The following is a 17500-nucleotide window of genomic DNA, read 5'->3' on the forward strand; positions in this document are numbered from 1 at the left end:
ATGCTGCTCAACCCCAACCATTTGACACGCAAATACCCAGACCGTCGCTCCGGGGAGATCATGGCCGCGACGGTGGACTTCTTCGAGTCCAGGGGGAAGGCCCGGCTCAAGCACGACGACCACGAGCGGATCTGGTACTCGGACTTCCTGGACTTCGTCGGGCGGGAACGCATCTTTGCTTCCCTACTGACGCCGGCCTCCTATGGCGCCGATGATTGCCGCTGGGACACCTACCGGATCAGCGAGTTCGCCGAGATCATGGGCTTCTACGGGCTGAGCTACTGGTACCCCTTCCAGGTGACCGCCCTAGGCCTGGGCCCGATCTGGATGAGCGCCAACGAGGACGCCAAGCGCAAGGCCGCCGCGGGGCTCGAGGCCGGCGAAGTGTTCGCCTTCGGCCTGTCCGAACAGACCCACGGCGCCGACGTCTATCAGACCGACATGATCCTTACCCCCAGCGACGGCGGCTGGACCGCCAACGGCGAGAAGTACTACATCGGCAACGCCAACGTGGCCCGGATGGTCTCCACCTTCGGCAAGATCGCCGGCACCCCAGAAAGCCAGGAGTACGTCTTCTTCGTCGCCGACTCCCAGCACGAGCGGTATGACCTGATCAAGAATGTGGTGAACTCGCAGAACTATGTGGCCAATTACGCGCTGCGCGATTACCCGGTCACCGAGGCCGACATCCTGCATCGTGGCGCCGAAGCCTTCCACGCCGCCCTCAACACGGTCAACGTCTGCAAGTACAACCTGGGTTGGGGTGCCATCGGAATGTGCACCCACGCCCTCTACGAGTCGGTCACCCACGCGGCCAACCGTCACCTGTACGGCACTGTGGTGACCGACTTCAGCCACGTGCGGCGGCTGCTCACCGACGCCTACGTGCGGCTAATTGCGATGAAGCTGGTCGCCAGCCGGGCCAGCGACTACATGCGCAGCGCGTCGGCCGCCGACCGTCGCTACCTGCTCTACAGCCCGCTGACCAAGGCGAAGGTCACCAGCGAAGGCGAGCGGGTCATCACCGCCCTGTGGGACGTCATTGCGGCCAAAGGGGTGGAAAAGGACACGTTTTTCGAGACCGTGGCTCGCGAGATTGGCCTGCTGCCCAGGTTGGAAGGCACTGTGCACATCAACATCGGGCTACTCGGCAAATTCATGCCCAACTATCTGTTCGCTCCCGACTCCACGCTGCCGGTCATCCCGCGTCGCGACGACGCCGCCGATGACGCGTTCCTGTTTGCCCAGGGACCCACCGGGGGCTTGGGTAAGGTGCGTTTCCACGACTGGCGCGCGTCATTTGACACCTGCGCGCATCTGCCTAATGTCGCGCTGCTGCGCGAGCAAGTCGACGTGTTCGCCGAGCTGCTGGCCAGCGCCACCCCGGACGCGGCACAGCAGAAGGATATCGACTTTGCCTTCGGCGTGGGACAACTCTTCGCGAACGTGCCCTATGCCCAGCTCATTTTGGAGGAGGCCCGGCTATCTGGTGTCGACGAGGCCTTGATCGACGAGATCTTCGGCGTACTGGTTCGGGACTTCAACACCCATGCCGTCGAGCTGCACGACAGGTCCGCCACGACAGCCGAACAGGCTCGGTTCGCCATGCGAATGGTCCGTCGGCCGGTGCACGATCCCGCCCGCTACGACCAGATCTGGAAGGACCACGTGCTCGCGCTCAACGGCGCATATCAAATGGCACCATAGTGCGCCGCGTCGAGATCGACGCTGCCGTGTTGCCCACTCGCACTTTCGCGCGCTGGTGTCAATCTCGACGCCAGCCTTGACCGTGATGCAGCGCACAGTAGAATGACCAGTGGTCACCAACGCAAGGAGGCCCCATGCCGACGGTGACGTGGGCGCGTGTCGATCCGGCTCGCCGTGCCGCCGTGGTGGAAGCCGCCGAGGCTGAGTTCGGTGCGCACGGATTCTCCCGCGGCAGCTTGAACGTCATAGCCCGGCGTGCCGGAGTCGCCAAGGGCAGCCTGTTCCAGTACTTCGCGGACAAGCGCGACCTCTACGCGTTTATTGCCGACATCGCCAGCCAGCGAGTCCGCTCCTACATGGAGGACCTGATCCGCGAGCTGGACCCGAACCGGCCGTTCTTCGAATTCCTCACCGACCTGCTCGATGGCTGGGTCGCCTACTTCGCCGAGCATCCTCGGGAACGTGCGTTGCATGCTGCGGCGACCCTGGAGGTCGACACCGATGCCCGCATCAGCGTGCGCAGCGTCCTGCACCGCCACTACCTGGACGTGCTACGGCCGCTGGTGCGCGACGCGCACGCGCGGGGCGACCTGCGCGCAGATTCCGACACCGGTGCATTGATGTCGCTGCTGCTGCTGATCTTTCCGCACCTGGCGCTGGCTCCATACATGCGTGGTTTGGATCCGATCCTGGGCCTCGACGAGCCCACACCTGAGCAGCCCGCGCTGGCCGTGCGCAGGCTTGTCGCCGTGCTGGCGGCGGCCTTCGATGCCCAGCACCCCGCGACCAACTCAGCCCAGACCCGATCGGAGGAGATCACATGACACGCACACGTTCGGGCTCGCTCGCCGCGGGCGGACTCAACTGGGCGAGCCTGCCACTGAAGCTGTTCGCCGGGGGCAACGCAAAGTTCTGGGATCCGGCCGACATCGACTTCACGCGCGACCGGGCGGACTGGGAGAAGTTGTCGGATGACGAACGTGACTACGCCACCCGATTGTGCACCCAGTTCATTGCCGGCGAGGAGGCGGTGACCGAGGACATCCAGCCGTTCATGTCCGCGATGCGGGCCGAGGGACGGCTGGCCGATGAGATGTATCTGACGCAGTTCGCGTTCGAGGAAGCCAAACACACCCAGGTGTTTCGCATGTGGCTGGATGCCGTCGGAATCAGCGAAGACTTGCATCGCTATCTCGACGACTTGCCCGCCTACCGCCAAATCTTCTACGCGGAGTTGCCGGAGTGCCTCAACGCATTGTCGGCCGATCCCTCACCGGCCGCCCAGGTCCGGGCGTCGGTCACCTACAACCACATCGTGGAAGGCATGCTGGCGCTCACGGGCTACTACGCCTGGCACAAGATCTGTGTGGAACGCGCAATCCTTCCCGGCATGCAGGAGCTGGTCCGGCGCATCGGTGACGACGAGCGACGCCACATGGCTTGGGGCACCTTCACCTGTCGGCGCCACGTCGCCGCCGACGACGCCAATTGGACGGTGTTCGAAACACGGATGAACGAGCTCATCCCGCTGGCGCTGCGCCTCATCGAGGAGGGCTTTGCGCTGTACGGCGACCAGCCCCCATTCGACCTGTCCAAGGACGATTTCCTGCAATACTCGACCGACAAGGGAATGCGCCGGTTCGGCACCATCAGCAACGCCCGCGGCCGGCCGGTCGCCGAAATCGACGTCGACTACTCGCCCGCGCAGCTGGAGGACACCTTCGCCGACGAGGACCGGCGCACCCTGGCAGCGGCCTCGGCCTAGGCCTGGCGAGCAGACGCAAAATCGCCCAATTTCGTGCCGAATTGGGCGATTTTGCGTCTGCTCGCCAGGGGAACGCTAGGCGATCCAGACGGTCTTGATGTTGCAGAACTCGCGTATCCCGTGTGCGGACAGTTCCCGGCCATAGCCCGAGCGCTTGACCCCGCCGAACGGCAATTCGGGATAGGACACCGTCATGCCGTTGATAAAAACCTGGCCCGCCACGATGTCGTCGATGAAGCGTCGTTGCTCGGTCTCGTCGCGGGTCCAGGCGTTGGATCCCAGCCCGAAGGTGGTGGCGTTGGCGATCTCGACGGCCTCGTCGATGTTCGCCGCGCGGAACACCGAGGCGACCGGACCGAAGACCTCCTCGGTGTAGAGAGCCATGTCCTTGGAGATGTCGGTGATCACGGTCGGCGGGTAGAACCAGCCCGGCCGGTCGAGACGCTTTCCGCCGCACCGGATCACCGCGCCCGCCGCGGCAGCATCCTCGACTTGCTTGGCAACCTCGTTGCGGCCCTGCTCGGTGGCCAGCGGGCCCACGTCGGTGTCCGGGTCGGTCGGGTCGCCGACCCGTAACGCCGCCATCCGCGCGACGAACTTGTCGACGAAATCGTCGTAAATGTCGGCGTGGACGATGAACCGCTTGGCGGCGATGCAGGATTGGCCGTTGTTCTGCACCCGGCCGGTGACGGCGGTGCTGACCGCGGCGTCCAGATCGGCCGACGGCATAACGATGAACGGGTCGCTGCCGCCGAGCTCGAGCACGGTCGGCTTGATCTCGTTACCGGCGATAGCGCCCACCGATTGGCCGGCCGGCTCGCTTCCGGTCAGCGTGGCCGCCGCGACCCGGGGATCACGCAGGATGGCTTCGACGGCTCCCGAGCTAACAAGCAACGTCTGGAAGCAGCCGTCCGGGAAGCCGCCTCGGGCGATGACGTCGGCCAGGTACAGCGCGCATTGCGGCACGTTCGACGCGTGCTTGAGCAGGCCGACGTTTCCGGCCATCAGTGCCGGTGCGGCGAACCGAACCGCTTGCCACAGGGGGAAGTTCCATGGCATCACCGCCAGGATCACCCCGAGCGGCTGGTATCGGCCGTAGGCCGCCGACGCCCCGACCTTGGCCGCATCGGCGGGTTCGTCGGCCAGCAACGCCTCGGCGTTTTCGGCGTAGTAGCGAAAACCCTTGGCGCACTTCAGTGCCTCGGCTTTGGCCGCGGCCAGCGTCTTGCCCATCTCGAGCGTCATCATCGCGGCGGCCTGGTCGGCCTCGGCTTCCAGCAAGTCGGCGGTGGCATTGGCCCACCGGGCGCGCTGGGCGAAGCTGGTCTGGCGGTAGTCGGCGAACCGCCGGTGGGCCCGGGCTATTGCCGCGTCGACTTCGTCATCGGTCGCCGCAGTGAATGTCTTGACTGTTTCGCCGGTAGCCGGGTTGATGGTGGCGATGGGCACGCTGACATCCTTTGCTGGGTGGGTTTGCACAAATCGTCCGGTGTCCAGCCTGCCACTAACGTGGCCAGCGCTCCCGAGCAGGAGGTGTCGGGGCCTCCTATCGGCTGGGGTGGGCTCTATCACGGGCAGGACCAGCGTGGCGGAACATGTCACCGATCGCACGTTCGTCGGGAGCTAATCGGCCCGTTCAATCGGCCGGTGGCGAGGCGACTTTGCGTAGCGACATCGGCGGGACGTAGCGCCCGATCAGCGTGCGGTGCCACCAGGCTCGGTCCCGTCGCAGCTCGGCCACGGTGGTGAAGCGGTACTGATACAGCTGCGCGCGCACATACCGAGGCGGAGATTGCGGGAAAGGATTGTGGCGCAACAGCTTCAGCGTCGCAGGATCATTGCGCAGCAACCGGTTTAGGAATGGCGTCATCCACGGTAGTGCGTAGCCCGGTGAGATGGCGGCGAACCACATGAGCCAGTCCAGCCGCAGATGGTAGGGGGCCCATTGCCGCGGCAGCCGGCGCGGATCACCGGGCTTGCCCTTGAATTCGTATGCTTTCCAGACGGTTTGTTCGGTAATCGGTGACTCGTCGGTCCCTTCGATTACCACTTCCCGGCGGGTGCGGCAGATGCTGCCGAACGCCCCGTAGGTGTTGACCAAATGAAAGGGGTTGAACGACATGTTCATTCGTTGATGAGAGGACAGCAGATTGCGTGCCGGCCAGTAGCTCAGCAACAGCACCGCCACGGTGAATACGACCACGAGGCCGGCGAACCACTGCGGCGGTGCCGACAGCGCCGGCTGGGCCGGCATCGGCAGCAGCGCCGCGGCCGAAGATGTGTCGATCGCGCTGCACGCCAAGAGGATGGTCAGCCAATTGAGCCAGGAGAAATTTCCCGATGCCACCAGCCATAGCTGGGTAACCACGATGATCGCGGCGGCGATGCTGGCTGCGGGCTGTGGTGTGAACAACCCAAACGGCACCACGAGCTGGGCGAAATGGTTGCCCGCCACCTCAATCCGGTGCAATGGCTTAGGCAGGTGATGGAAGAACCAGCTCAACGGGCCCGGCATGGGCTGTGTTTCGTGGTGGTAGTACAGGCACGTCAGACTGCGCCAGCACGAGTCGCCGCGCATCTTGATCAATCCGGCACCGAATTCGACCCGGAACAGCAGCCAGCGCGCCAACAACAACGTCAGAATCGGCGGGGCGGTGCGCTCGTTTCCGAGGAAGATCATCAGGAAGCCGGTCTCCAGCAGCAGCGACTCCCAACCGAATGAGTACCACGCCTGCCCGACGTTGACGATGGACAGGTAGAGCACCCACAGCGTCAGCCAGATCAGCATCGTGGCCCACAACGGCACGAAGGAGGCCGCACCGGCGACGATGGCTGCCGACAACACGGCACCCAACCAGCAGACCCCGGCGAACACCCGATCGGAATAGCGAAAGTGAAAGATGCTCGGTGTTCGCCAGAAGGACTGTCCAGCCAGATACCGCGGCACCGGCAGCATGCCGTGCTCTCCGATGAGGGGCCGGAACTGCTGTGCGGCCGCGACGAATGCGATCAGATAAATAATCGCCGTGCCGCGCTCCAGCGCCAGTCTGCCCAGCCAATATTCGGGCGCTGAAAACCATCCCATGGCCGTTACTCCTTGGACACGGCGTTCACACCAACTATTGCATGCGGTCTTGACCACGAGACTCTGATGTGGCGACCACCGATGCCGCCACCACGGAAACCGAAATCAGTGCCAGCAGTTGCACACTGGCCCAGTTCCCTGCGTAGCCGTCGACCGACCGCCACGGATGCCGGGACAGCGCAGCGCCGGCCAGGATCAGCCCGCCCGCAGCCAGTCCGACGGTGACCCGGTCACGTAGTCGCTCCCGGCGGCGCAGTGCATACCGCACACCGAGGGCCGTGCCCATCACCATGACCCCGGCGATGCTGGCGATCACCGCCCCGGCCGCCAGCACCCCGGCCGCCGCCCAGGCTCCGGGCCTCCAGGGTGGTGTGGGCCGGTCGGCGAGCTGCCGTCGCCCGGTCCGCCAGAACGCCAGCAGAGCTAGCAGGGGCAGCAGGGCCAGCCCTATCGCCAGGCTCGCCCGATACAGCGAGTTCGGTGCGAATGTCAGCGTGATGGTGCCGGGGTTCCCGGCGGGCACCACCCAGGCCTGCTGCCACCCGTTGACGGCGATCGGTGTCAGCCGGGCCCCGGTGCTCGTGCGGGCCACCCAGCCCGAGTTGATGCTTTCGGGTACCACCAGCACCCGGGAAGTGGCCGACTCGGGAACCCGAACTTCGCGGTGGGTGGGACCCCACGCACCCGTTTCAGCAGAAGTAACTGTCGCGCTTGACAATCCAGCACCGGGAGTTGACAACTGGGCACCGTCGACCACGAACGCGGCGCCGGGGCTGATCAGCAATTCCTGCTGTCCCGCCGGCAGCGCTATCGGCTCGCGTTCACACGGGAGCGCGGCGACCGGTTCACCGTCCAGCAAGGCGCCCACCGTGGTTCGGATCGAGGTGTGCACGAACCGGCCCGCGACGGCGACGACCGGGCCGTGATCGCAATCCACGGTGAGCGCACGCGCGCGGTTGCGGGCGGCGTCGGCCGGCGCAATCGGGGCGCCGCCGGCGCCAAGCACCACCACTTCGGCCAGCCCCGGCGGCTTGAGCTGGTCGAAGCCCAGCGCGTTGCGATCGATGACGTCGTCCCAGTCCAGCAGGCTGACCGACACCGTGTCGGTCACCCGGGGATGCAGCCATAGCGTCGTTAGCTCGCCGACCTGCAGTTGTCGGACCTGGGGGCCGTCGCCCAGGTTGATGGCCACCACCGTCGGATGGGCCGGCAACATCGACCGGCTGGCGGCCAGCCGCAGCCCGGTCACCACGGTGGGCCGCGGCAGGGTGAGCGTCAGCGTCGGCGGGGTTTTGTGTTGCACCACCCGCTGCGGCGCGGTCCAGGCGGTGGCCGGATCGCCGTCGGCGGCCGCGTACGCCGAGCCGAGGATGTCGACAAGGTCGGAATCACCGCTGGCCCGGGTGGTGGAAGGCGCGGCGATCAAGTCGGCCAGCTTCGGGCCCTGCCGTGGTCGCACCCACACCATCGGGGTCACCGACACCGGGCGGGGTACGGTCAGTGTGCGGCTGAGATTGGCCGGTTCCTCGGGTGCCAGGGCCATCGAGGCGGCGCAGCGCACGCCGTCGGGTCCCGGGGCGCAGCCCGGTCTGCCCAGCAGTTCGGATCCCAGGTCCCAGCCCGCGATCGCCGAACCCGGCGGCGGCCCGGGCACCAGCACGGTGTGTCGCAGCTGGACCGGATGGGCGAAACCGGACGCATCGTATTGGGTGATGGCCAGATCGGTGATGCCGAACTGCACACCGGCCGACCCGTCGTCGGTGGCGGCCGCGGTAAACCGCACCCAGGGGGTTTCGCCGTAGGGCAGTGCGGCGGTGAGCGGTTTGCCCGCCTCATCGAACCGCAGGGTGGTGCTGCCGTTGACGGTCTCGATCAGGATGCGTCGGACCTGGGCGCCGACCGCGGTCGCGCTGGGTGTCAGGGTGACGACGGCATTGGTCACCGGACGGTCGAAATCCACCTGCAGCCACTGCCCAACGGCGGCCTGCAGCGCGTTGGACACCCAAGCGGTCGCCGGGTCACCGTCGACGGCGGCCGCGGGTGCGCTCGCCGGGGCGACGTCGGGCATGGCGGTGGCATCCGCCGAGGAGCTCGACACGGTGATCCGGCCGCCGGTCCATCCACCGACGACCGGCTCCGCGCCCGGCACCGGGTAGTCAGGCACCCGGTTGTAGGTGTGCCGGGCGTCGCCGGGTGCCCGGATCGCCGACGAGTGGTGGTCCACCCGGCCGTAATCGGTCTCGCGGGCCACCGGGGTGTCGGTGACGGCGACCTGGGGCACCGGCAAGCCGGCAGCTCGAGCGTCCGCGGTCATCAGCACCGGACCCAGCGGGGGCTGGCCCTGCAGCCGGCGTCGTTCGTCCAGACGCAGCAGGACCTCGGGTCCGCCGTCGACGCGGGCGAGCTGGTCGGTCGCGGCGAAGTAGGGCGCACCGGGGTTGGCGGGCGCGCTCACCCGGTAGATCTCAATCGCGGGATATCGGGGTCGCAGGCCGCTGTCGTTGACGAAACCCGCCAGCGGATCAGGACCCACCGGCGCGCCGAACTCCGCCAGCTTCGCTAGCCCGGGCGACCCTGCGATGCTACGGTGCAGCAGAATCGGTCGTGCCGAGCGCGACGTCTCGGGATCCAGATCGTTGCGTACCAGCACATAGGAAATGCCTTGGCGGGCAAGGGTATCGGCCAGCCCCGCCGACGGTCGTCCGGCGGCGAACAGGCGTTGCACGGAGTCCAGCGCTCGAATGGTCTGCGGCGGGGTCAGCGGAATGGAGTCGCGCACGCCCCACGGGCCGTCGCCGAGCACCTGCAGCGGCTCGTCGTGGCTGGTGCCCCACACCTGGGTGGCGAACGGGGCGCCCGGGACCACCAGCACCCGCCCGGGAGTGGGCGTCGCGGCATGGTGTGTGCGCAGCCAGTCGGCGGCCTCCTGCCAGTACTGGGGAAGCGCACCGAACGTGCCGGGCGGGGCGACCCGGCCGGTCCACGCCAGCGAGGTGCTGACCATCAGCGCGGTCAGGGCTACCACCGCCACCGCTACTCGCTTGTCCCGCTCGGGGTGCGCGAACGCGCGCAGCCACGCCGGCCTCGGCGCGCTGCCTGGCAGCGGAACTCGGCTCAGCAGCTGCGCCAAGCCCAGCACCAGGGGCAGCCGGATCACCGGCCCCACCTTGTGTACGTTGCGCAGGGGGGTGCCGGCGGCGTCCAGGAACGCCTGCACCGGGTGGGCGACCGGCGAAGCCAGCCCGCCGCGGTGGCCGACGGCCAGCAGCACCACCCCGACCAACAGCATCGTCACCAGCCGGCCGCGCGCCGGCATCGCCGGGCTAGTCAGTCCGGCCAGCCCGGCCGCTGCGACCAGGCAGGTGCCCAGGATGGCCGCCGATCCGGTGACCAACGGCGCGCCCGCGGTCGCGTTCGGCGCCACGAACGGCGTCCAGCTGTCGGTGCCGCGCAGCACCTCCACCAGCGAGGACCATTGCGTGGTCACGCCGGAAGATTCGATGAAGTCCAGAAACGGCGGACTGACCCCGTGCAGCTGCGTCAGCGCCATTACCCACCACAGTGTCGCCAGGGCCATCGCCAACAGCCACCACGCGGTGTAGCGCCACCACAACCGATTCGGCCGGTGACAGGCCCACCAGATCACCGCCGGCAGGCAACCGGCCAGCGTCGCGATGGCGTTGACCGCGCCCATCAGCGCCACCGCCAGCCCGGCTTGGGCGGCCAGCGCGCGCACCGAGCGGCCAGAAGTCCCCCGCAGCGCCAGGATCGTGGGCAGCAGCACCCACGGCGCCAGCATCATCGGCAAGGTTTCCGACGAGATCGACCCGAGTGTGGTCAGCACCCGTGGTGACAGCGCGAACGCCACGGCGCTGACCACCCGCGAGGACGGGCCGCCGACGCCCAGCGCCTCGGCTACCCGCAGCAGGCCCCAGAAGCCGACCGTGAGCAACACCGCCCACCACAGCCGCTGAGTGACCCAGCCGGGCACTCCCAGCAGTTGACCGATCACGAAGAAGGTGCCGTGCGGAAACAGATACCCGTAGGCCTGGTTCTGCGCCTGCCCGAACGGCAGGTCGCTGTTCCACAGGTTGGTCGCACGCGCCAGGAAGCGCAGCGGGTTGGCGGTGAGGTCCAGCTTGGTGTCGGGGGAGACTTGTCCGGGGGATTGGGCGAACGTCAGCGCCAACGCTACCGCGCCGACCACCGGCAGCCATTTGCGAGACAACGGCGCCACCTCCGACCCGGAGGCCGCCTCAGCCTGCGGCGCCCGGGTCGCGGGGCTAGCTACGGTTACCGTACTCGACCCGGTTGAGCACTGATGACGACGGATCGCCCCCGGGGAGTGGCGGTTTCTTGTCCTGCTGCACCATCAGGGTCACTCCGAAGATCGCGGCCGCGCCCAGCAACAGACCAACCACCACGCTTGCGGCGGCGGGCGCGACGATCCGGTTCATCGGTGGCTCCTCGACGGCTGTGGGTGCGGCTTGAGAGGCTAGAGGCAACTTAGCAGAAGCGTGGGCCTGGCCCCCCAACCCGGAGCGTATGCGCCACCGTGACAGCATGTCCGGATGGCTTTTCCACGCACACTGGCGATACTCGCTGCGGCAGCAGCGTTGGTGGTGGCCTGCAGCCATGGCGGCACACCCACCGGCTCGTCGACGACCTCCGGCGCGTCGCCCGCAACTCCGGTAGCCGTTCCCGTGCCCCGGAGCTGCGCCGAGCCGGCGGGGATCCCGGCGCTGCTGTCCCCCCGTGACAAGCTGGCCCAGCTGCTGGTGGTCGGCGTGCGAGATGCCGCGGACGCCCAAGCCGTGGTCACCAACTACCACGTCGGCGGCATCCTCATCGGCAGCGACACCGACCTGACGATTTTTGACGGCGCGCTGGCCGAGATCGTTGCCGGCGGGGGTCCGCTGCCGCTGGCGGTGAGTGTCGACGAGGAAGGCGGGCGGGTGTCCCGGTTGAGGTCGCTGATCGGCGGTAGGGGGCCGTCGGCCCGCGAACTGGCACAAACCCGAACCGTCCAGCAGGTGCGCGACTTTGCTCGAGACCGCGGCCGGCAGATGAGAAAGCTGGGTATCACCATCGACTTCGCCCCGGTGGTCGACGTCACCGACGCCCCGGATGACACGGTGATCGGGGACCGGTCGTTCGGCTCGGATCCGGCTACGGTCACCGCGTATGCCGGGGCGTACGCGCAGGGTCTGCGCGATGCCGGGGTGCTGCCGGTGCTCAAGCATTTCCCCGGTCACGGGCGTGGCTCGGGTGATTCGCACAACGGGGGTGTCACGACACCACCGCTTGATGACCTGGTGGGCGATGACCTGGTGCCCTACCGAACGCTGGTGACCCAGGCGCCGGTCGGTGTGATGGTGGGTCATCTGCAGGTTCCTGGGTTGACCGGCTCCGAGCCGGCCAGTCTGAGCAAGGCCGCGGTGAACCTGCTGCGCACCGGCACGGGATACGGCGCACCGCCGTTCGATGGTCCAGTGTTCAGCGACGACCTCTCTGGTATGGCCGCGATCTCAGACCGGTTTGGCGTCAGCGAGGCGGTGTTGCGCACCTTGCAAGCCGGTGCCGATATCGCACTGTGGGTTACCACCAAAGAGGTGCCCGCGGTGCTGGACCGCCTGGAACAGGCGCTGCGCGCCGGTGAATTGCCGATGTCGGCGGTCGACCGGTCGGTGGTGCGGGTGGCGACCATGAAGGGGCCCAACCCGGGGTGTGGCCGTTAGCGATGTGCGGCTGGCGCCCCACTGCTTACCGTAGGGTTAGATAGACGGGCTACAGGGGCCCAAAAGGGGCTGGCGATGGCAGGTGGTACCAAGCGACTACCGCGTGCTGTCCGCGAGCAGCAGATGCTCGATGCCGCCGTGCAGATGTTCTCGGTTAACGGCTACCACGAGACCTCGATGGACGCGATCGCTGCCGAGGCGCAGATCTCCAAGCCGATGCTGTACCTGTACTACGGCTCCAAGGAAGACCTGTTCGGCGCCTGCCTGAACCGTGAGATGAGCCGGTTCATCGACGCGCTGCGTTCCAGCATCAACTTCGACCAGAGCCCGAAAGACTTGCTGCGCAACACCATCGTGTCGTTCCTACGCTATATCGATGCCAACCGGGCGTCGTGGATCGTGATGTACACCCAGGCCACCAGCTCCCAAGCGTTCGCGCACACGGTGCGTGAGGGGCGCGAACAGATCGTCCAACTGGTGGCCGAGTTGGTGCGGGCCGGCACCCGCGGCCCGCTTACGGACGCCGAAATCGAGATGATGGCCGTCGCGCTGGTGGGCGCCGGCGAGGCAGTGGCCACCCGGCTCGGTACCGGTGACACCGACGTTGACGAGGCGGCCGAGATGATGATCAACCTGTTCTGGCTCGGCCTCAAGGGCGCGCCGGTGGATCGGCTCGAGACCGGGCACTGACCTGCGCGGTATCGGCCACTGAGATGTTGGTGTATTTTAGATGCAGATGTAAATTCGATGTATGATTCGAACGCAAGTCCAGCTCCCAGATGAGCTTTACCGGGACGCCAAGCGGGTCGCGCACGAGCACGAAATGACCCTTGCCGAGGTCGTTCGTCGCGGGCTGGAGCACATGGTGCGGATCTATCCGAGGCGCGATGCGGCGTCCGACACCTGGCAGCCGCCCACGCCGCGTCGACTCGGTCCGTTTCGTGCGTCCGAAGAAACGTGGCGCGAGCTCGCCAACGAGGCGTGAGTAGCCCGTGCTCTCGATCGATACGAATATCCTGCTGTACGCGCAGAACCGGGATTGCCCCGAGCATGACGCCGCCGCCGCCTTCCTCGTCGAGTGCGCTGGTCGAGCCGACGTCGCAGTCTGCGAACTCGTGCTTATGGAGCTGTATCAATTGCTGCGGAATCCTACGGTGGTGACGCGACCGCTCGAGGGCCCCGAGGCGGCGGAAGTCTGTCAGACGTTCCGTCGCAACCGGCGGTGGGCGCTCCTCGAGAACGCTCCGGTCATGAACGAGGTGTGGGTGTTGGCGGCCACGCCTAGAATTGCTCGCCGGCGCCTATTCGATGCCCGGCTGGCACTGACCTTGCGCCATCATGGTGTCGACGAATTCGCCACTCGAAACATCAACGGCTTCACCGACTTCGGCTTCTCACGCGTGTGGGACCCGATAACGTCGGATGGCTGACCACGCCGGGCCGATCCGCGTGGCCCCGGCTATAGACCCCGCACGGTAGCGGTCAGGTGGGGGTATCCCTTGGCCATATTGCGCAGTGTGAGATCCCAGCCGCCATCGCCTTCGGCGACGTAGAGTCCCGCGGTGGCCGGCAGCAGCACCGGCTTGGCGAACCGAACCGAATAGCGCACCGCGTCCGGAAAACGGGCTTCGATATTCGCCAATACCGCCGCGGCAGTGAACATCCCGTGCGCGATGACGGTGGGGAAGCCGAACAGTTTCGCCGCGATCGGGTTGGTGTGGATCGGGTTGTGATCGCCGCCGACGGCGGCATAGCGGCGGATCTTCGCCGGGGTGATCCGCAGGACCGCGGCGGGCGGGGGTAGCTTGGGCTTTTTTTGCGGCGGCGGTTTGGGTTCGCCGGACAAGCTGGTGCGTTGTTGATGCAGGAACGTCGTCACCTGGTGCCAGGCGACATCGTTGCCGACGCTGACGTTGGTCACCAGATCGACCAGCAGGCCCCTGCGGTGTTCGCGCAGATTCTCCGCGCGCACCCGCACGCCCACCGCGTCGGTGACCGCGATCGGCCGGTATTGCGTGATGTGGTTCTCGGTGTGTATCGCTCCCATTGCGGCGAACGGGAAGTCGAAGCCGGTCACCAACGACATCACCGATGGAAAAGTCAACGCGAACGGATAGGTTAACGGCACCTGGTTGCCGTAGCGCAGACCGGTGACCGCCGCGTAGGCCGCGACGTTGGCGGGGTCGATCGGCAGCTCCTCGACGGTCACCGTCCGGTTGGGCAGCTGGTCTGTCCGGGGCACCACGGGTAGCGCCCCGGCCGCCGCGCGCAGCAGGTTCTTCAGGCCGCTGGGTTGAGTCACTACTGTCCCCTCACGCGCCGATCATGGCCTGGCCGCAGACACGAATGACGTTGCCGGTCACCGCGTTTGACGCCGGGCTGGCGAAGTAGGCGATGGCCTCGGCGACGTCGACGGGCTGCCCGCCCTGCAGCAGCGAGTTCAGCCGGCGGCCTACCTCACGGGTGGCCAGCGGGATGGCGGCCGTCATCTGGGTTTCGATGAATCCCGGTGCCACGGCGTTGATCGTGATGCCTTTCGCGGCCAGGCCGGGTGCCAGCGCCTGGGTGATGCCGATCATCCCGGCCTTGGTGGTGGCGTAGTTGGTCTGGCCGCGGTTGCCGGCGATGCCGGCGATCGACGACAGCCCGATCACCCGACCACCCTCTCCGATGCTGCCGTTGCCCACCAGACCCTCGGTGAGCCGCAACGGGGCAAGCAGATTGACAGCCAGGACGGCGTCCCAACGCGCATCGTCCATGTTGGCCAGCAGCTTGTCGCGGGTGATGCCGGCGTTGTTGACCAGGATGTCGGCCTTGCCACCGTGGTGGTCGCGCAGGTGCTCGCTGATCTTGTCGACGGCATCGTCGGCGGTGACGTCGAGCCACAGCGCGGTGCCGCCCACCTTGCTGGCGGTTTCGGCCAGGTTCTCGGCGGCGGACTCCACATCGATGGCGACCACGTGGGCGCCGTCGCGAGCGAACACCTCGGCGATGGTTGCGCCGATGCCGCGGGCCGCGCCGGTCACAATGGCGACCTTGCCGTCCAGCGGCTTCTCCCAGTCGGCCGGCGGTGTGGAATCGTCCGCCCCGACAGAGAAGACTTGGCCGTCGACGTAGGCCGACTTGGCCGACAGCAGGAATCGCATGGTCGACTCGAGGCCGGTAGCTGCGGGCTTGGCGTCCGGCGACAGGTAGACCAACGCCGTTGTCGCACCGCGGCGCAGTTCCTTGCCCAGCGCGCGGGTGAAGCCCTCCAGCGCGCGCTGCGCGATCCGCTCGTTCGTGCTGGCGGCCGCTTCGGGTGTGCTGCCAACAACCACCACGCGCCCGCAACGGCCGAGATTGCGCAGTACCGGAGTAAAGAACTCGTGCAGCCCCTTGAGCCCGGCCGGCTCTGTGATGCCGGTGGCGTCGAAGACCAGCCCGCCGAACGAGTCCGCCCAGCGCCCGCCCAGGTTGTTTCCTACCAGGTCGTAGTCCTTTTCGAGTGCCGCGCGCAGTGGTTCGACGACCCTGCCGGCCCCGCCGATCAGCAGCGACCCGGTCAGTGGCGGTTCGCCTGCTCGATAGCGGCGAAGCGTCTCGGGTTGCGGAACACCCAATTGCCTGGCCAAAAACGATCCTGGACCGAAGTTGACAACCTGCGAGAACAGATCGGACGAACGCTTGGGAGCCACTTCAGCTGCCTTCCGTATCGTGTGGGGGTCGGGCGCGCCAATACACGTAACCGTATCGAGGACTAACTTACTTCAGAGTAAGAACAGTGGGTAGTATGGCCCTCAACGGCCGATCCCCCGAACTGATCAACGGAGAAAACAGTGGCCCCTGCTGCTAAGAACACTTCACAGACCAGGCGGCGAGTCGCCGTACTGGGCGGCAACCGCATCCCGTTCGCCAGATCGGACGGTGCCTACGCGGATGCGTCCAACCAGGACATGTTCACCGCGGCGCTGAGCGGCTTGGTGGACCGATTCGGACTCGCCGGCGAGCGGCTGGACATGGTGGTGGGCGGTGCGGTGCTCAAACACAGCCGCGACTTCAATCTAATGCGCGAATGCGTGCTGGGCTCCGAACTCTCGCCGTACACGCCGGCGTTCGACCTGCAGCAGGCCTGCGGGACGGGCCTGCAGGCCGCGATCGCGGCCGCCGACGGCATTGCCGCCGGGCGGTATGAGGTGGCCGCCGCTGGCGGGGTGGACACCACCTCGGACCCGCCGATCGGCCTGGGCGACGACCTGCGCCGCACCCTGCTCAAGCTGCGCCGATCTAGGTCCAACGTGCAACGCCTCAAGCTGGTGGGCACGCTGCCGGCCAGCCTGGGCGTGGAGATCCCCGCCAACAGCGAGCCGCGCACCGGGCTGTCGATGGGCGAGCACGCCGCCGTCACCGCCAAGCAGATGGGCATCAAACGCGTAGACCAGGACGAGCTGGCCGCCGCCAGCCATCGCAATATGGCCGACGCCTACGACCGGGGTTTCTTCGACGACCTGGTCAGTCCGTTTTTAGGGCTGTACCGAGACGACAATCTGCGGCCTAACTCCAGCGTCGAGAAACTGGCCACGCTGCGTCCGGTCTTCGGAGTGAAGGCCGGTGACGCGACGATGACGGCCGGCAATTCGACTCCGCTGACCGACGGCGCCTCGGTGGCATTGCTGGCCAGCGAACAGTGGGCGGAGGCACACTCGCTGGCTCCGCTGGCCTATCTCGTGGATGCCGAGACCGCCGCGGTCGACTATGTCAACGGCAACGACGGCCTGTTGATGGCGCCGACCTACGCGGTACCCCGGCTGCTGGCCCGTAACGGGTTGAGCCTGCAGGACTTCGACTTCTACGAAATCCACGAGGCGTTTGCCTCCGTGGTGCTCGCGCATCTGGCGGCGTGGGAGTCCGAGGAGTACTGCAAGCGGCGGCTGGGCCTGGACGCCGCGCTGGGGTCGATCGATCGGTCCAAGCTCAACGTCAACGGGTCGTCGTTGGCCGCCGGGCACCCCTTCGCGGCGACCGGTGGGCGGATTTTGGCGCAGACCGCCAAGCAGCTCGCCGAGAAGAAGGCGGCGAAAAAAGGCGGCGGACCGCTGCGCGGGCTGATTTCGATCTGCGCGGCCGGCGGCCAAGGTGTGGCCGCGATTTTGGAGGCCTGACGCTGACGGCTCGGTAAGTGCCTCGCGGGAAGTCCCGAGTGGCCGGTGGGCCGCCCAAAGAAAT

The 17500-nt window shown here is 67.0% G+C and carries 14 protein-coding genes; 8 read left to right on the top strand and 6 right to left on the bottom strand.

Annotation, left to right across the window (positions count from 1 at the left end):
* From MCAN_RS01255 to MCAN_RS01265, 3 genes are all read left to right on the top strand, one after another.
* Positions 1-1707 carry an acyl-CoA dehydrogenase family protein gene (locus MCAN_RS01255; RefSeq protein WP_014000126.1) on the top strand — a complete coding sequence of 569 codons (1707 nt, stop codon included), beginning with the start codon at positions 1-3 and terminating at the stop codon, positions 1705-1707.
* Positions 1708-1841: 134 nt separating this feature from the next.
* Entirely contained in the window at positions 1842-2531 is a 690-nt protein-coding gene (locus MCAN_RS01260) for a TetR/AcrR family transcriptional regulator (RefSeq protein WP_003401268.1), read from the top strand.
* The gene (locus MCAN_RS01265) at positions 2528-3472 is read left to right on the top strand and encodes a R2-like ligand-binding oxidase (protein WP_003401270.1); all 945 of its coding nucleotides are present in this window, start codon (positions 2528-2530) and stop codon (positions 3470-3472) included. The genes MCAN_RS01260 and MCAN_RS01265 overlap by 4 nt, the downstream gene beginning before the upstream one ends.
* Before the next feature lie 75 nt (positions 3473-3547).
* Here MCAN_RS01265 and MCAN_RS01270 read toward each other — a convergent pair whose 3' ends face one another.
* The 4 genes from MCAN_RS01270 to MCAN_RS01285 all read right to left on the bottom strand — a co-directional run bounded on the left by MCAN_RS01270 (position 3548) and on the right by MCAN_RS01285 (position 11014).
* Positions 3548-4921, bottom strand: a complete 1374-nt coding sequence (locus tag MCAN_RS01270) for an NADP-dependent succinic semialdehyde dehydrogenase (RefSeq protein ID WP_003912534.1) — start codon at positions 4919-4921, stop codon at positions 3548-3550.
* Positions 4922-5108: 187 nt separating this feature from the next.
* Positions 5109-6557 (bottom strand): lipase maturation factor family protein, encoded by a 1449-nt coding sequence (locus tag MCAN_RS01275; RefSeq protein WP_014000127.1) that lies wholly within the window; start codon positions 6555-6557, stop codon positions 5109-5111.
* A 34-nt stretch (positions 6558-6591) separates the two neighbouring features.
* Positions 6592-10794: a DUF3367 domain-containing protein gene (locus MCAN_RS01280; protein ID WP_014000128.1), complete on the bottom strand. Its 4203-nt coding sequence runs from the start codon at positions 10792-10794 to the stop codon at positions 6592-6594.
* Positions 10795-10840: 46 nt separating this feature from the next.
* Positions 10841-11014, bottom strand: a complete 174-nt coding sequence (locus MCAN_RS01285; RefSeq protein WP_003401289.1) for a DUF2613 domain-containing protein — start codon at positions 11012-11014, stop codon at positions 10841-10843.
* Between the two features lie 114 nt (positions 11015-11128).
* Between MCAN_RS01285 and lpqI the strand changes: the two genes are divergently transcribed.
* The 4 genes from lpqI to MCAN_RS01305 all read left to right on the top strand — a co-directional run bounded on the left by lpqI (position 11129) and on the right by MCAN_RS01305 (position 13725).
* Positions 11129-12295 carry a beta-N-acetylhexosaminidase gene (gene lpqI, locus MCAN_RS01290; RefSeq protein WP_014000129.1) on the top strand — a complete coding sequence of 389 codons (1167 nt, stop codon included), beginning with the start codon at positions 11129-11131 and terminating at the stop codon, positions 12293-12295.
* Positions 12296-12370: 75 nt separating this feature from the next.
* Positions 12371-12985, top strand: coding sequence for a TetR/AcrR family transcriptional regulator (locus MCAN_RS01295; protein WP_014000130.1), 615 nt, complete (start codon positions 12371-12373; stop codon positions 12983-12985).
* Between the two features lie 61 nt (positions 12986-13046).
* Entirely contained in the window at positions 13047-13280 is a 234-nt protein-coding gene (locus MCAN_RS01300; RefSeq protein ID WP_003401300.1) for an antitoxin, read from the top strand.
* 7 nt (positions 13281-13287) lie between these two features.
* Complete coding sequence (locus MCAN_RS01305) at positions 13288-13725, top strand: type II toxin-antitoxin system VapC family toxin (protein WP_003900837.1); 438 nt, start codon at positions 13288-13290, stop codon at positions 13723-13725.
* Positions 13726-13754: 29 nt separating this feature from the next.
* Here the strand turns inward: MCAN_RS01305 and htdX are convergent, their stop codons facing one another.
* Both htdX and MCAN_RS01315 read right to left on the bottom strand, forming a co-directional pair.
* Positions 13755-14597 (bottom strand): 3-hydroxyacyl-thioester dehydratase HtdX, encoded by an 843-nt coding sequence (htdX, locus tag MCAN_RS01310; RefSeq protein ID WP_003401305.1) that lies wholly within the window; start codon positions 14595-14597, stop codon positions 13755-13757.
* A 10-nt stretch (positions 14598-14607) separates the two neighbouring features.
* Positions 14608-15972: a 3-oxoacyl-ACP reductase gene (locus MCAN_RS01315; protein ID WP_014000131.1), complete on the bottom strand. Its 1365-nt coding sequence runs from the start codon at positions 15970-15972 to the stop codon at positions 14608-14610.
* 141 nt (positions 15973-16113) lie between these two features.
* Between MCAN_RS01315 and MCAN_RS01320 the strand changes: the two genes are divergently transcribed.
* The gene (locus MCAN_RS01320; protein ID WP_003401309.1) at positions 16114-17436 is read left to right on the top strand and encodes an acetyl-CoA C-acetyltransferase; all 1323 of its coding nucleotides are present in this window, start codon (positions 16114-16116) and stop codon (positions 17434-17436) included.
* Positions 17437-17500: the final 64 nt, after the last annotated feature.

The sequence above is a fragment of the Mycobacterium canetti CIPT 140010059 genome (assembly GCF_000253375.1).
Classification (GTDB): domain Bacteria; phylum Actinomycetota; class Actinomycetes; order Mycobacteriales; family Mycobacteriaceae; genus Mycobacterium; species Mycobacterium tuberculosis.

Excerpts from the sequence above, each read along its gene's own strand:
- MCAN_RS01260 (WP_003401268.1), top strand. The coding sequence starts at position 1,842 with ATGCCGACGGTGACGTGGGCGCGTGTCGATCCGGCTCGCCGTGCCGCC.
- MCAN_RS01295 (WP_014000130.1), top strand. The coding sequence starts at position 12,371 with ATGGCAGGTGGTACCAAGCGACTACCGCGTGCTGTCCGCGAGCAGCAG.
- MCAN_RS01255 (WP_014000126.1), top strand. The coding sequence starts at position 1 with ATGCTGCTCAACCCCAACCATTTGACACGCAAATACCCAGACCGTCGC.
- lpqI (WP_014000129.1), top strand. The coding sequence starts at position 11,129 with ATGGCTTTTCCACGCACACTGGCGATACTCGCTGCGGCAGCAGCGTTG.
- MCAN_RS01275 (WP_014000127.1), bottom strand. The coding sequence starts at position 6,557 with ATGGGATGGTTTTCAGCGCCCGAATATTGGCTGGGCAGACTGGCGCTG.
- MCAN_RS01300 (WP_003401300.1), top strand. The coding sequence starts at position 13,047 with ATGATTCGAACGCAAGTCCAGCTCCCAGATGAGCTTTACCGGGACGCC.
- MCAN_RS01285 (WP_003401289.1), bottom strand. The coding sequence starts at position 11,014 with ATGAACCGGATCGTCGCGCCCGCCGCCGCAAGCGTGGTGGTTGGTCTG.
- MCAN_RS01265 (WP_003401270.1), top strand. The coding sequence starts at position 2,528 with ATGACACGCACACGTTCGGGCTCGCTCGCCGCGGGCGGACTCAACTGG.